Source organism: Bacillus gaemokensis, from assembly GCF_001590835.1.
Classification (GTDB): domain Bacteria; phylum Bacillota; class Bacilli; order Bacillales; family Bacillaceae_G; genus Bacillus_A; species Bacillus_A gaemokensis.
The window spans coordinates 516,621-531,062 of the sequence record NZ_LTAQ01000012.1; the positions used below are offsets into that span (position 1 = coordinate 516,621).

A 14,442-nucleotide genomic window follows, 5' to 3' on the forward strand; every position below is an offset into this window, starting at 1 on the left:
AATTACAAAATTTTCAAAGAAAAAGATGGATTGTAGGATACATGTAGAATTTTGTTAGTGGATTGTTTGAAGAAATGAAAGGAAGAAGAAAAATGAATATACACAAACTAACAGAAACAGAAGCAAAAGAAATCAATACATGGAAGTATGAGGAACCTTATTCGTTATACAGTTTTTCAGGAAGTGAAGAAACAATAGAGGAATTGTTAGATGGTACATATTATGGATGTTGTAATGTGCATGGAGAACTAATTGGTTACTTCTGTTTTGGGAGAAACGCACAAGTTCCAGGAGGAAGGAATGCGAAGGTATACATAGGAGAAGATACTGTGGATATTGGACTTGGAATGAAACCGGAACTCACAGGGAAAGGGATGGGGAGTTCTTTCTTGAAAGCTGGAATGGACGTGGCGAAAGAAAAATTTCAACCACAGAAGATTCGTTTAAGTGTGGCAAGTTTTAATACACGTGCAATTACGTTATATGAACAATTAGGATTTATAGCAGAAACAACTTTTGATAATAGAGGAAGAGAGTTTATTTTAATGAAATATTCTTGTAGAGAAAGGAAAAACTGAAGGATGGATACAAAAAGAAAAAGACTGATTTTTATCAGTCTTTTCATATCTTATCGTGTGCGGATGTTTGTGAATCATTCTTAAATGGATCTTTTTACGATCTGATTTTTCTAGGACCGACAATTAATTTGATTGCTGTACTTTTCTCATTATTGATTGAGATGTCTGTAAAAGCTGGGATGAGAACGAGGTCAATACCGCTAGGAGCTACGAATCCTCTTGCAATGGCAATCGCTTTAACCGCTTGGTTTAAAGCGCCGGCTCCAATTACTTGGATTTCTGTATTACCTTTTTCTCTTAATACGCCGGCAATTGCACCAGCAACTGAATTGGGATTTGATTTTGATGATACTTTTAATATATTATCCATATACATTGCTCCCCCTGTTATTTAATGGTCTCTTTTGGCTAATAAAAGGAATGTAATTAACATATCTTTAACTAATATTCAGATCCCAATCAAACAGAACCATTAAACGTATTCATTCGCTACTTTTTAGGTTATTCCTGTTTGGTAGTGTAAATAAAAAAATGATTGGTGTATGAAGCAATCTTAAAAAGACAGCAAAACATAACGGACCATGATTTTTTTACATGGTCCGTTATGTTTTCTATAATAGTTTCAACTGGAAGTAGTACATAAAATTATGCTGAATATTGTTTTACCTTATTCAGCGTGGTCCGCCCGATGTGCCAAACGACTAGAAGCGGCGGCAGCAATTGCTCCTACGATATCATCAAGGAATGTATGAACCTTTCCGGATGATTTATCGTTTAAGTGTTCTAAAATACCTGGTTTTAATTTATCGATATAGCCAAAGTTTGTGAAACCGATAGAACCGTACACGTTTACGATGGAAAGGGCAATGACTTCATCAACGCCATATAGGCCTTCATCACGTTTAACAATATCTTGTAACGGTGCACTTAACATTCCTTTTTCGGCAAGGACATCTAATTCAATCCCTGTAATTAATGCGTTTTGTACTTCACGTTTTGATAGTACACGTTCTACATTATAACGGCATTCTGCCATCTCTAAATTTGGATGATATTTCTTTTGGAGGAAATGAACAAGTTCAGAAATATCATCGATTGTTACACCACGCTCTTGTAGTAGTTGTAATGCTCTTTCTTGTAGTTGATTTGATTCTTTCATGTTTATCACCTTTTTTTCTTTTTAGTATTTGTATACGTTTCTTTGCTTTATCATGTGCATAGGAATGAAAGGCGAGCACAAGCTCATATATATAAAGAAAAACCATAGGTGGCGACTGTGATGATTCAGCATATTTATGAGCATTATCAAATGCATGTCAAAGAATTAATCCCCCTTGGCCCCTATAAAAGCTTTTGGATTCGCAATAAAATTTATGTACTGCTTCCGATTGGATCAATGGAAGAAGAGACACTTGTTGAAATGAAAAAATTAAGCGATTATATGAACCAGCAAGGGGATATTACTGTTGCGACTTTCGTTCCGACGGTGCACGGTTACTATGTAAGTGAGATAGAAGAAAAAAATTACTGCTTATTAAAAGGTATGCGCATGTTAGAAAGGCATGCTACTTCGTTAGGAAGCGAACTTTCTTTGTTCCATAAACGAGGCGCCTTTTTTCCAGAAGAAATAGAGCAATTAAGTCGCATCGGTGAATGGAAGGCGTTGTGGGAAAAAAGATTAGACCAGTTAGAGAAATTTTGGCAATCACAAATTTCTAATCATCCATCAGATGTATTTGATCAATTATTTATTGAATCATTCCCTTATTATTTAGGGGTTGCTGAAAATGCGATTCAATATGTCGTTGATACAGAAATAGATGATACTCCTCAGCTTGCTGATGCGGCAACGATTTGCCAAGAACGTTTTACACCTTTATTATGGCAGCAAACGAAGCGATTAAAAGTCCCTATTGATTGGGTATACGATCATCCAAGCAGAGATGTGGCAGAATGGATTCGATACGTATCAATGGAGAAGAAGAAAGATTGGGAACAAACAATTTTTCAGTTCGTGACTGACTACGAACGAAATTATCCATTCTCTTCTTTTGGGTGGCGTCTATTATTTGCGCGTCTTCTCTTTCCGTTGCAATACTTTGAAACGATAGAAGGATACTACTCAGCAGGAAATGAAGATCAAAAAAGTGTATATAGAGATCGCTTAGAAGCCATTTTACACGATGTGAACCGCTCAGAGCAATTTATGAGAAAATTTTATGAATCCCTTCGAATTCCTACTGATAAATTAGGTATTCGAAAATTGGATTGGTTATCTTAATAGAAATTTATAAAAAAGAGACCATAGTGGTCTCTTTTTTATAAATTATCTAGTTGTAGCGGCTAGAATTTCCGGCCGTTTCGCCTCCTCGGACGAAGCGAAAAGCGCTTCTCTGTCAGAGGGCTCCAACGTCCTGCGATTCTGAGCAAGCCGCTTTCACTTTTAGATTATCCAGCTCTGCCTCCTAGCCCTTCGCGTCTAAGAGCCTTCCGTACGAGAAAGTAAAAAGTACTTTCTGTACGAAAGAACCTTAGCCGTCAGGGCTGAACAGTCGGCTCCGCTTTTAGTGATATCCAGCTCCAGCGGCTAGAATGTTCGGTGGCTTCGCTTCTTCCGCCGAGGCAAAAATCGCCTCTATGTCAGAAGCTCCATCCTCCTCACATTCTAAGCAAGCCACTTCCGCTTTTAAATTAAAATACTTGTTCTACTTCGATTACGCCTGGTACTTCTTCAAGTAGTGCGCGTTCGATACCAGCTTTTAATGTGATTGTAGAACTTGGACAGCTACCGCATGCACCCATAAGGCGTAGTTTAACGATACCTTCTTCAATATCTACTAATTCAACGTCACCGCCATCACGAAGTAAGAACGGACGTAATTTATCTAATACTTCTAGTACTTGTTCTTGCATATTTGGGTTTTCCATTTTTATCGACTCCTTTCATCCATTTTATTATAATCAAGATACAGGGGAAAATCTATTTTTTCTGTTCCTGTTTTATTGTCAAAATATTGTAGCATGTTTACAATGTGTTTTTTCAGTATAGGGGACAAGAATGAAACTTGTAAAGAGATGTGTTTATAAGGTAAGACATCTAAGCGTATTGTTAGAGCAGAGAAGTGGGGGAGAAGGAATGGTAAATGTTCAAGTATATGGGGCAAAAGTAATTTGTGCGAGCTGCGTTGGAATGCCGTCTTCGGCCGAAACATTCGAATGGCTACAAGCAGCAATTGGTCGTAAGTATGAAGGGAAAGATGATAAATTCAAGTTTGAATACATTGATATTCAAGAAGAGCAAGAAGACACGGATAAGCAAGCATTTGTAGAACGTGTAATTGAAGAGGATTTATTTTATCCGGTTGTTCTTGTGAACGGGCAAATCGTTGGAGAAGGAAATCCTCGTTTGAAGGACGTATACGAAGAAATCGAGAAATATTTATAATATAAAAAGCCTTTGTGATTGCAAAGGCTTTTCTTATACATGTATATGGAAAAAAATTATAATAGGAGATTTTATCAAGGGGGATATATATGGAGAGTGTAGTGAAACATAGTCTGCCAAAAGAAGTAAAAGGCTTAATGGAGCAATATGTGGATGGATTACGAGCTATTTTTCTAAATGAAGAGTTAATCGGGGTATATGTATATGGTTCAATTGCGTTAGGGGCATTTCATCCGGATACAAGTGATGTTGATTTTGTTACGGTAACGAGACAACCAGTCAGTGAAGCCCAGAAAATACAAATAAGTGAGTTACATAAAAAATTGAGTAAAAGTATGCTCGGAAAAAGAATGGACGGTATGTATATTCCACTTGTTGATTTAGGAAAATACAATGAGGAAATGCCGCAGTATGTCTATTGTGCGGATGGGAAAATTAACGTAGGTCACTGGGATGTGAATGCTGTTACGTGGTGGACGTTAAAGAATCGTGGTATTACCGTCATTGGGAAAGAAGCGAGCGAGCTACCGTTTCAAACGCCATGGAGTAAAGTTGTAGAGACAATGAAATATAATGTGGAACAGTACTGGAGTGGAAAGGTATCACGCCCGTACTTATTTCTGATTGAAGAATGGGTGGAATCAGCTGTTGTGACGATGGGACGTATTTTGTATACATTAGAGCATAAAACAATTGTTTCAAAAGATGAGGGATTACAATATATGATGAGGTCTTCCACTGAAAAATGGCTGCCTTTATTACAAGAAGTTGAGCGGATACGTCATAATAAGGGAAAGAAACGAACGATTTCCGTTTGGAAACGGGCAGATATGACGAAGAGGTATTTGCTTAGTCAAATTGAGGAGTGTAGGAAGAAGTGGGAAGGGTAAAAAAGCAGCCATACTAGAAATAGTATGGCTGCTTTTTTGTATTGAATTTTACTTTGGCTATGCCAGTAGCATTCAATCAGTAGGTTTATCTTAATTCATATAACTTCCTCTACTTTAAAGGAAGTAAAAGTTTAACTTGGTGTAAAAAAACAATGTTTATATAAGTATTCTAATATATGAGTGTCGTGATTTTTACTATATACATCTATTTGTTTTTGTAATTTATTAAATGAGAAGAAGAATCCACCGAGGATTCTTCTTCTCGTTTTACGTGTAATTTTATTATGATGCGGAAATATTTTCATCTTTACGTACTTCAAAAAATTCATTTTTACACAGGTATTTAAAGATTCTTTGTGTAACTTGTTCCTCTTGATCTAATAAGAATCGATGATCAAAAGCATAAAAGGATTGCCCCTGAATTAGTTTCACATAATACATCACGTATACCTCCGTTATATACAATTACATATTTATCATTATGATATCCAATATTTGGATGGTGATACCTAGATATTCTGTAAATTGTATTTTAAAAGTGAAATGGAAATTAAGAATGTAAGGAGAACTTGTCATTAGAAGAAGAGTATGGCAGTATATAAAAATGTAGGAATTCCATATATTATTATGTGAATTTCAAGATATTACTTTCTATTCTCACGAAATTGTAAAAAAAGGAAATTGAATATAATTCTTATAGATTAGAATTAATGATAATGAGTGGAGGAAATAAAATTATGTCTAATTTACCAAATTGCCCAAAATGTAATTCAGAATACACGTACGAAGATGGAGCTCTTTTCGTTTGTCCAGAATGTGCGCATGAGTGGAATTTAGAAGCAGAAACTGAAGATACAAAAGTTGTGAAAGATGCAAATGGAAATGTGTTACAAGATGGTGATTCTGTATCAGTAATCAAAGATCTGAAAGTAAAAGGAACTTCATCGGTTATCAAAATCGGTACAAAGGTAAAAAGCATCCGTTTAGTTGATGGAGATCATGATATTGATTGCAAAATTGATGGTTTTGGAGCTATGAAATTAAAATCTCAATTTGTTAAGAAGATATAAGAAAGTTTTTATTGTAATAAATATGAGAAATAAAAGACGCTCATTAAGGAGAAATACCATCTTAATGAGCGTCTTTCTTGTAGTCTCACTTTATTAAGACTTAAATAAAAATGCTTGGATAGCAAAGACTCTAACATATTGTGACTAAGATGTTAGAGTCTTTTCGTCTTATTAGGTGTACCGCTCCATCGTTCTAGTTTATGAATACTTCTTGTAAAGAATTTAGATAAAAATCTCGGGAAGCCAAATGAAACAATTTTATTTTCAACAATTTGTTTCATTCCATCTACTGTGATATGAGGTAGGGTGAATGCTCCATTTTCATAACAATGACTGCAATACCTTGTACTTTTTTCTCCATTTTTTTCTGTGCCGCCGTCCTTTGCATCTTTTGAAAATGGCATGCCGCAACTTTGACAGTTTTTATACTTTTTCATGAGATCAACCTCTAAATTATATGTATTCTCAATGATTATAGTATGTTTATGTTAGAGACACAATTACCCTTTAAGACTTTATCTCTTTCAACTGACACCGCTTATTAAAGAATGTTTTATAACCAAGTTGTAAAAAGATGATAACAGAAAAAGCTGTACTCCCAGAAATCCCAAGTATAATAGCAATTTGATACTGAATAGCGGTAAATGGTGAAACACCAGATAAAATTTGTCCTGTCATCATACCAGGAAGGCTGATGATTCCCATTCCAACCATGGAATTAATCGTTGGTAAAATGGCTGAATCAAAAGCATCTCTTACAAGTGAGGCGGTTGCTTCTTTTGGAGTTGCTCCAAGCATAAGTGCACCTTCGATATGATCTCTTTTTGATTTCATATTGTTTAAGAAGTTATTTGCACCAAGAGAGATACCGGTCATGGCATTCCCAATTAGCATTCCGGCGATTGGAACGATATATTGCGGCGCATACCAAGGGTCGTGTCCAATAATGACAAAGATAAATAATAAGAGCGGTCCGATTGATCCAGCAATCATGGAAATGGCGGCAACTCGTTTTAATTCTTTTGACATAGGCACGTTTATCCGTTTATAGATGTTAAATATTGCAAATGTAGTAATAGAAGTAATGATAGCGATTGTATAAAATGGATTACTATTTTCAAATATGTATGTAAGTACGTATGCGACGAGCACAAGCTGAATGGTCATACGTAATGTTGCGATGGTGATTTGTTTTTCGCGCGGAATTCCTTTTAGTTTTACAAGTCCGATTAAAATGATAATGAAAATATATGCAGCGGCAAGTTGCCAAATTTGTAGTTCAATAACGCCCTTCAACTGCGAGCACGTCCTTTCGAGTAGCGCCGTTTGTTTTACTAATTTCGATAATATCATCTGCAATTTCTTCTGGAAGCTGTTGTGAATGGGTTATGAAGATAACGGTTTTCTTTTTTTGTTTAGCGACTGCAGCAAACTGTTTCATGACGCGCTTTTCTGTTTCAGCATCTAATGCAGAAGTTGGCTCGTCTAATAAATAAACGGGCGGATCCATTAGTAAAACGCGAGCTAAGGAAAGTCTTTGTTTTTCACCGCCAGATAAGGAGGAGGCATTATCTTCTAAGTCTTTGTCTAAACTAACAGTTGCAAGTGCTTGTTGTAAGGCATCGTTAGGCGGGAAAGTTTTTTCGGAAAAACGAAGCCCCATTAGCAAGTTATCTTTGACTGTTCCTTCAAAAATAGGTGGCGTTTGCCCAAGCATCACGACTTCGCGGCGCAGTTGAATGGGTGAATAGGACGGAATAGGCATTCCGTTATATTCAATAGAGCCAGCTGTTGGGGATTGTAAATCATTTAGCATACGGAGCAAGGTACTTTTCCCGCTGCCACTTTCACCGATAATACAGGTGATTTTTTCTTTGTGAATCTCTAAGTAAGGAATGTGTAGGATATCTTTATATGCTACGTCTTTTAATAGAAACATAATCTTCTCCTTTCTGATTCTATTTATATCGTAACAAAAAACAAGAGCGGAGCGCCCTTGTTTTTATTCTTAACCATTATGATATTTATACATCCAAAGAATACCGGACTTTAATAATCTAGGTACACGTCCCATTAACGGCTGATTTGCTAATAATCCGAAGCCATGCTTTTTACCGAGAGAGCCGAGAACACCTTTTAGTTTAATAACAGGTAGTTCATCAGGCAGTGGTTCATTGTTCCAACGTTTTAATAATATTTGGACAATTTGTTCACCTTGGCCCTCAGCAAGTTGTGCAGATGGTGCGTGCGGAAGTGAAGCACAGTCACCAACAACATAAACGTGTTCGTTATTCGGAATATTGTGATATTTCGTTAATGCGACCCGTCCACTATTATCTTGTTCGACTGGAAGGTTTCGAACAACTTCATTTGCTTGAATGCCAGCTGTCCATACGATTGCATCACATTCAAGTGGTTCATCATGGTTGTACACAATGTTTGGTTCTACTTTTGTAATGTTAGAGTTTCGTATAATTGTAACTTTATGCTTTACGAACCACTCTTCTACATATCTACTTAATTTCTCTGGGAACGGGAATAGAATGCGATCCTTTCGATCAAATAAGTAAATCTTTAAATCAGAACGGCTTTCACGAAGTTCACTTGCAACTTCAACACCGCTTAAACCAGCGCCAACAACAGCAACTGTTGCGTTTGGCTCTAAACTGTTTAATTGTTCGTATGTTTTACGCGTTTGCTCAATAGATTGCAGGCTATGCGTATATTCCTTTGCACCTGGAACGTCATGATACTTGTCTTCACAGCCAAGTCCGATAATTAAATCATCATATTGGATTTCTTCACCGCTATCGAGATGAACGGCTTTATTTTCGAGGTCGACATTCGTCACAGTGCCATATTGAATGTTGAGACGCGGATGCTCTGGAAACGGAATGCGAATATGCGTTTCTGAAATTGTACCCGCTACTAATGCATAATATTCTGTTTTAAAACAGTGGTATGGTACTTTGTCGATTAATGTCACTTGGACATCATCTGGAAGTTGATTGTTTGGAAGAAGCCGCTGCAGAATTCTCATCCCACCGTAGCCACCACCCAGTAATACGAGGTGTTTCATGATGGATTACCCCTTTTCTGTTGAAATATCCCCTAATCATACAATTATATATTGAAAAAATATTTTGACTTTACTCACTCAAATTATATCGAATTTGTGAACAAATAACAATGCATGAATGAGTACTCTGTTGTACAATAAGAGGAAAAGTGGAGCAAACTGTTTTAATTTGTCTGTTGAAGTTCTGTATTTAAAATAAACACCTTCTTTTAGGTTGGAGAGAGCGTCCGACGATGGATAGAAGCGGTCAGTGCCTTTTTTCGCCCCATGCCGTGTGAAACCAGAAGGAGGAAATGAGTGGAGATCTTTTTCTGTTTTCATAGCAGTGATGTGTATGTTGGGAAATCAAAGTGGATTGGCTCAACTAACCATAAGTGGGGGATGAAGAAAACTCCCACTGATGGAAGCTTCACTTTATATAGAGAAGATCTTTTGATTTGAAATGAAACAGTAAAGTAGCTAAATATTTTAGTAAGTGTAATTAAAACAACAAGAAACAGCTTAGTTTTCTTAATTATAGATTTATTTTTTAGAAATACAGGGGGGATAGTTTTGATTAAGCCATTAATCGAATTTTGTGTAGGTAACCTTGCGAGTGGTTCGCAAGCAGCATTAGAAAAATTAGAAAAAGATCCGAATTTAGATGTTATGGAATATGGTTGTCTCGGGTATTGTGGCATTTGTTTTGAAGGACCATTTGCACTAGTGAACGGTGAAGTTGTTCAAGGTGCAACGGTCGAAGAACTTGTAAACAATGTGTATGATTATTTAGATGAAAATCCGATGTTTTAAGACGTTGCTAATGAGCAACGTCTTTTTTTCCATCTGTTTCACCAGAGTAAAAGCTCTCTTGGAGGAAATGCTAACAAAGAATTTGAATCTTTGAGGTGACAGAATGAATATCATTTGGGGACTTGCTGGAATTATCGTTATTCTTCTTATTGGATATTTACTTTCAAATAATAGAAAGGCGATTTCACCACGTACTGTATTTGGGGGACTCGCAATTCAATTGTTATTTGGTTTTATCGTGCTTGAGTGGGAGATAGGCCGAATCATTCTAGAGAAAGTAACGCAGTTTGTGCAAAAAATTATGGATTTTGCGAATGCTGGTATTTTATTTTTATTCGGTAGTTTAGGGGATCCGACGAAGATGGCGGGATTTGTATTTGCCTTTCGTGTATTGCCAATTTTAATTTTCCTATCATCAGTCATTGCCATTTTGTATTATTTAGGAATCATGCAATGGATTGTTCGAATTATTGGAGGCGCACTAGCAAGGCTTCTAGGTACAAGCCAATCGGAATCATTATCTGCAACAGCAAATATTTTTTTAGGGCAAACTGAGGCACCGCTTGTGATTCGACCATATATGCCGCGTCTGACAAAATCAGAGTTATTTGCCGTTATGGTCGGTGGTTTAGCGTCCGTATCAGGGTCAACACTTTTTGGATATGCTGCACTTGGTGTTCCGCTCAAATTTTTATTAGCTGCGAGTGTTATGGCGGCACCAGCAGGACTTATTATGGCGAAACTACTGTTTCCAGAAACAGAAAAGCCGGAAGTACATAAGGCGCATGAGGAAGATACGAAAGATGATGACAAAAAGCCAGCAAACGTCATTGATGCAGCGGCACGTGGAGCTGCTGATGGGTTATCGCTTGCTTTAAATGTTGGAGCAATGTTAATTGCTTTTATTGCGATTATTGCACTCTTGAATGGAATTGTTGGTGGCATCGGTGGTCTTTTCGGTTATCCAGATTTGTCACTGCAACTTATATTAGGATATATTTTTTCACCGTTGGCGTTCGTCATTGGTGTACCGTGGACAGAAGCAATTACAGCCGGGAGTTTCATTGGAGAAAAGTTAATTTTAAATGAGTTTGTAGCATTCACTGATTTCGCTCCTCATATGGGGAAACTCTCAGAGAAAACAACAGCAATGATTACATTTGCACTTTGCGGATTTGCTAATCTCTCCTCTGTGGCCATTTTACTCGGTGGACTTGGAGGAATGGCACCGACTCGCCGCAGTGACATTGCTAAATTCGGATTAAAATCAATTATAGCCGGAACGCTTGCGAACTTATTAAGTGCTGCAATTGCTGGGATGTTTGTATAAATAAAAAAAGGCCCTTTTCGCGAAGGGCTTTTTTCTTACACAATTTGTGTAAGAACGGCTTCTATATACAAGCCGTTAAATATAAGAAACGGGGGACGTTCTTATTGTGTTCCAAAAGCATGCATTTTATACTTAAAACAACAAATTATTTTTGGAGTGAATGAGGATGAAACAATTTTCTTTTACAAAAATGCATGGTCTTGGAAATAGTTATATATATGTAAACATGTTTGAAGAACAGATTCCGGAAGAAGAACTATCTCTTGTGGCGGAAAAAGTTTCGAATATTAATACTGGAATTGGTGCAGATGGAATGATTTTAATTTGTCCATCAGAAGTTGCGCCAGTGAAAATGCGCATGTTTAATAATGATGGTTCAGAGGGAAAAAGCTGCGGGAATGGACTGCGCTGCGTAGCCAAATATGCGTATGAGCATAAACTAGTAGAAGAGACTGTTTTTACGATTGAAACATTGGCTGGAATTGTAACAGCTGAAGTAACAATAGAAGATGGTATCGTTACATTAGCTAAAATCGATATGGGAGCGCCGCGTTTAACTCGCGCAGAGTTACCGATGCTTGGCGAGGGAGAAACACCATTTATTCGTGAAGACTTCCTATACAATAATCATCGTTATGCGTTTACAGCTGTTTCGATGGGAAATCCACATGCGGTCATTTTTGTTGATGATGTGGAAAAAGCACCTCTTACAACACTAGGCCCAGTACTTGAGACACACGAAATGTTTCCAGAACGAGTGAATGTTGAATTCATTGAAATTGTAAATGAAGAGGAAATGAACTTCCGTGTGTGGGAACGTGGATCAGGTGTTACACAAGCTTGTGGAACAGGAGCATGTGCCTCTGTCGTAGCGGCAATTTTAAATGGGAAAATGGAACGCGGTAAAGAAATTACAGTTCATTTAGCAGGTGGCGATTTAATGATTGCGTGGACAGAAGAAGGGACGGTTCTGATGAAAGGACCAGCCGAGGTAATTTGCCGCGGAGTGTATGAGTACAAGATAGAAGCGTAAAGATGTATAATAGAACGAGAGAAGAAAGGAAGGTGGATTTCATGATTAATGTAACAGAACAGGCTGCATATCAAATTAAAGATATGTTAAAAGATGCTGAAGATGGAGAGAAATACGTTCGCCTTGCTGTACATGGCGGTGGATGTAGTGGGCTTTCTTACGGCTTAGGATTTGAAAGAGAACCAAATGAAGACGACACAGTTCTTGAATTTTTCGGTGTTGAATTTGTTATTGATAAAGAAAGTGCTCCGATTGTAAAAGGAGTTAACATTGATTACAAGCAATCTATGCTTGGCGGTGGGTTCACAATCGATAACCCGAACGCAATCGCATCATGCGGATGTGGATCATCTTTCCGTACAGCGTCGAATGCTGGTAAGCCGGAAGAGTGTTAACGCTAGAAAGTGCGTCAAATCAACGTTTTTAGTATCGAGATATTAGCGTGTAATCTTTTCGCAAACATAAAGCGCATAGAGTGAAGGTAAAGGAATGAGGGCGATAGATAACGTCTGAAATTCTAGCATACACAAGTAACTAAGTGTATCTACGTAACCCTACTGCGCATCTATAAGGATTGATAATACCGACCCTTCTTGACGGTGAATTACAAAATTCATTCGTTGAGGGGGTTTTTTTGTTGGCATTAAAACGTAAGAAGAAGCGAGCCGAGCGCACTACGCACAAGTTGTACCCTAAGATAACTTTACAGCAAGCGCTTGATATAGCAATAGCAGGTAAAAAAGCAGAGGGGCTGCGAGAACGAACGTTAACGGATTATATCAAGATGTGGCGATATTTTACCGATTGGCTTAATGAAAATTATTCCGATATAGAGTATGTTAACGAGCTTACAGCAGATATTTTCCGTAACTATGTTAATTATTTGCAGTACGATGCTATACGTTACGATGGTCACAAGTTTATTACCAATCGAGAAGAAAGAGGTCTAAAAGAAACGACAATTAATATACGGCTGCGTACATATCGCTCTATGTTGAATTACTTAGAGCGTGAGGAGCTAATAGAGTACAATCCGATGGATAATGTACGGCTGCTGCGTCAAGATGTAGACCTTACAAACTGTCTAACAGACGAAGAAGTAAAAGCGGTATTAGCGCAACCTAATCAGCGAGAATATGTAGGTTTTCGAGACTTTGTAATTATTAATTTGCTTTTAGATAGCGGATTACGTATTAATGAAGCTCTTAATTTACGAATGGAAGAGATTGACTTTAAGACACGCTTTATAACATTGACAGGCGAACGAAACAAAAACCGTAAGCCTAGATATGTACCGATATCAGCATTTGTTGCGAAGCTCTTACTACAACTTATCGAAGAGAATAGGGCGCATTTTAAAACAGACCGTATATTCCTTTCATGCTTCGGTGAGCTACTAGGGGCGAATCACTTTAATAAGCGTCTAAAGTATTACGCAGAAAAGGCAGGTATTAAAGGTAAGAAGGTAACTGCGCATGTCTATCGTCATACGTGGGCTAAAAATATGATTCTAAACGGTTGTGATCCATTTACATTACAGAAAATGGGCGGATGGGCTGATATGCGAACGATGCGCAGATACATTCAAATGGATACAGAAGAAATACGGCGTAGTCATGACGACTTTTCGCCAATAGCAAAGCTATATCAGCGAGCTACTAAAAGAGTTTACTAAAAAGAAAAAGTCCCCAGCGCCAACTGGAGACTTAAAACATTCGCATATAACTAAATAACCGACGATACCGTCATTCAGTACCTTCATTTTATCGAAAATTTTCGAGGAATGCAAGGCTTCTTAAGTGCTGTCTTTTTTAGGTACTGCTGCGGTAGAGTCACGACGTGGAAGCCGTACCAAGTCGTTAAATTAAAACACGTAAAAGGGGAGCTGAACCGCCGCAAACATCAGCGCTACACATTCAACACGCATCCCTTCCACGTGTGTGTAGGCTAGGTGGTCGCTACCATGCGAAAGCAAAAATGCGAGGAGTGGACGAGCTTTGTTACTACGGTAACAGGGTCTTCGGTAAGATATGTATCGTGGGAAGCTCTACGATATAGAAAGACCGAAGGGTGAGAAATCGCCAAAGTTGGAAGGGGCATACTTAGAAACCTCAGCAATCGACCGATGCTAGTATCGTGCTTTACCTCTTATTCGCATTGATGATTTTATCTTTGCGAGTAGGGGTAAGCTGCGCCGTTATTTCCTAGACGCTCTCCCTCTGCTA

At 37.8% G+C, this 14,442-nt stretch carries 18 protein-coding genes; 10 read left to right on the forward strand and 8 right to left on the reverse strand.

Annotated features, from left to right (window positions below; all coding sequences use genetic code 11):
- The first annotated feature begins 92 nt into the window (after positions 1-92).
- Entirely contained in the window at positions 93-578 is a 486-nt protein-coding gene (locus AZF08_RS13725) for a GNAT family N-acetyltransferase (protein WP_033672992.1), read from the forward strand.
- A gap of 94 nt (positions 579-672) precedes the next feature.
- On the opposite strand, the gene AZF08_RS13730 is transcribed toward AZF08_RS13725, so the two are convergent.
- Entirely contained in the window at positions 673-948 is a 276-nt protein-coding gene (locus AZF08_RS13730; RefSeq protein ID WP_033672990.1) for a stage V sporulation protein S, read from the reverse strand.
- Positions 949-1,245: 297 nt separating this feature from the next.
- Positions 1,246-1,737 (reverse strand): phosphatidylglycerophosphatase A family protein, encoded by a 492-nt coding sequence (locus tag AZF08_RS13735; RefSeq protein WP_033672988.1) that lies wholly within the window; start codon positions 1,735-1,737, stop codon positions 1,246-1,248.
- A 120-nt stretch (positions 1,738-1,857) separates the two neighbouring features.
- Here AZF08_RS13735 and yutH point away from each other — a divergent pair, with 120 nt between their 5' ends.
- The gene (yutH, locus tag AZF08_RS13740; RefSeq protein WP_033672987.1) at positions 1,858-2,859 is read left to right on the forward strand and encodes a spore coat putative kinase YutH; all 1,002 of its coding nucleotides are present in this window, start codon (positions 1,858-1,860) and stop codon (positions 2,857-2,859) included.
- A 410-nt stretch (positions 2,860-3,269) separates the two neighbouring features.
- Here yutH and AZF08_RS13745 read toward each other — a convergent pair whose 3' ends face one another.
- On the reverse strand, positions 3,270-3,506 hold the full coding sequence (locus AZF08_RS13745) for a NifU family protein (RefSeq protein WP_000431179.1): 237 nt from the start codon (positions 3,504-3,506) through the stop codon (positions 3,270-3,272).
- A gap of 208 nt (positions 3,507-3,714) precedes the next feature.
- Here AZF08_RS13745 and AZF08_RS13750 point away from each other — a divergent pair, with 208 nt between their 5' ends.
- Entirely contained in the window at positions 3,715-4,023 is a 309-nt protein-coding gene (locus tag AZF08_RS13750) for a YuzD family protein (RefSeq protein ID WP_033673568.1), read from the forward strand.
- An 89-nt stretch (positions 4,024-4,112) separates the two neighbouring features.
- A complete protein-coding gene (locus tag AZF08_RS13755; protein WP_033672985.1) occupies positions 4,113-4,913 on the forward strand; it encodes a nucleotidyltransferase domain-containing protein in 801 nt (266 codons plus the stop codon).
- A gap of 282 nt (positions 4,914-5,195) precedes the next feature.
- Here the strand turns inward: AZF08_RS13755 and AZF08_RS28695 are convergent, their stop codons facing one another.
- Positions 5,196-5,354 (reverse strand): YqbF domain-containing protein, encoded by a 159-nt coding sequence (locus tag AZF08_RS28695; protein WP_082245988.1) that lies wholly within the window; start codon positions 5,352-5,354, stop codon positions 5,196-5,198.
- 296 nt (positions 5,355-5,650) lie between these two features.
- Here AZF08_RS28695 and AZF08_RS13760 point away from each other — a divergent pair, with 296 nt between their 5' ends.
- A complete protein-coding gene (locus AZF08_RS13760; RefSeq protein ID WP_033672983.1) occupies positions 5,651-5,983 on the forward strand; it encodes a zinc ribbon domain-containing protein YjdM in 333 nt (110 codons plus the stop codon).
- Positions 5,984-6,135: 152 nt separating this feature from the next.
- On the opposite strand, the gene AZF08_RS13765 is transcribed toward AZF08_RS13760, so the two are convergent.
- The 4 genes from AZF08_RS13765 to AZF08_RS13780 form a co-directional block, all read right to left on the reverse strand.
- Positions 6,136-6,420 carry a zinc ribbon domain-containing protein gene (locus AZF08_RS13765; RefSeq protein WP_033672981.1) on the reverse strand — a complete coding sequence of 95 codons (285 nt, stop codon included), beginning with the start codon at positions 6,418-6,420 and terminating at the stop codon, positions 6,136-6,138.
- A gap of 70 nt (positions 6,421-6,490) precedes the next feature.
- Positions 6,491-7,279: an ABC transporter permease gene (locus tag AZF08_RS13770; RefSeq protein WP_033672979.1), complete on the reverse strand. Its 789-nt coding sequence runs from the start codon at positions 7,277-7,279 to the stop codon at positions 6,491-6,493.
- Entirely contained in the window at positions 7,263-7,922 is a 660-nt protein-coding gene (locus AZF08_RS13775) for an ABC transporter ATP-binding protein (protein WP_033672977.1), read from the reverse strand. Before AZF08_RS13775 ends, AZF08_RS13770 begins: the two co-directional genes overlap by 17 nt.
- A 69-nt stretch (positions 7,923-7,991) precedes the next feature.
- Positions 7,992-9,062: an NAD(P)/FAD-dependent oxidoreductase gene (locus tag AZF08_RS13780; protein WP_033672975.1), complete on the reverse strand. Its 1,071-nt coding sequence runs from the start codon at positions 9,060-9,062 to the stop codon at positions 7,992-7,994.
- 552 nt (positions 9,063-9,614) lie between these two features.
- Here AZF08_RS13780 and AZF08_RS13785 point away from each other — a divergent pair.
- The 5 genes from AZF08_RS13785 (at position 9,615) to AZF08_RS13805 (ending at position 13,892) form a co-directional block, all read left to right on the forward strand.
- Positions 9,615-9,854, forward strand: a complete 240-nt coding sequence (locus AZF08_RS13785) for a YuzB family protein (protein WP_000595025.1) — start codon at positions 9,615-9,617, stop codon at positions 9,852-9,854.
- 103 nt (positions 9,855-9,957) lie between these two features.
- Positions 9,958-11,184 carry a NupC/NupG family nucleoside CNT transporter gene (locus tag AZF08_RS13790; RefSeq protein WP_033672973.1) on the forward strand — a complete coding sequence of 409 codons (1,227 nt, stop codon included), beginning with the start codon at positions 9,958-9,960 and terminating at the stop codon, positions 11,182-11,184.
- Positions 11,185-11,350: 166 nt separating this feature from the next.
- Entirely contained in the window at positions 11,351-12,217 is an 867-nt protein-coding gene (gene dapF, locus AZF08_RS13795; protein ID WP_033672972.1) for a diaminopimelate epimerase, read from the forward strand.
- 41 nt (positions 12,218-12,258) lie between these two features.
- On the forward strand, positions 12,259-12,612 hold the full coding sequence (locus tag AZF08_RS13800; protein ID WP_000611448.1) for a HesB/IscA family protein: 354 nt from the start codon (positions 12,259-12,261) through the stop codon (positions 12,610-12,612).
- 242 nt (positions 12,613-12,854) lie between these two features.
- Positions 12,855-13,892 (forward strand): tyrosine-type recombinase/integrase, encoded by a 1,038-nt coding sequence (locus AZF08_RS13805; RefSeq protein WP_033672970.1) that lies wholly within the window; start codon positions 12,855-12,857, stop codon positions 13,890-13,892.
- The last annotated feature ends 550 nt before the right edge of the window (positions 13,893-14,442 follow it).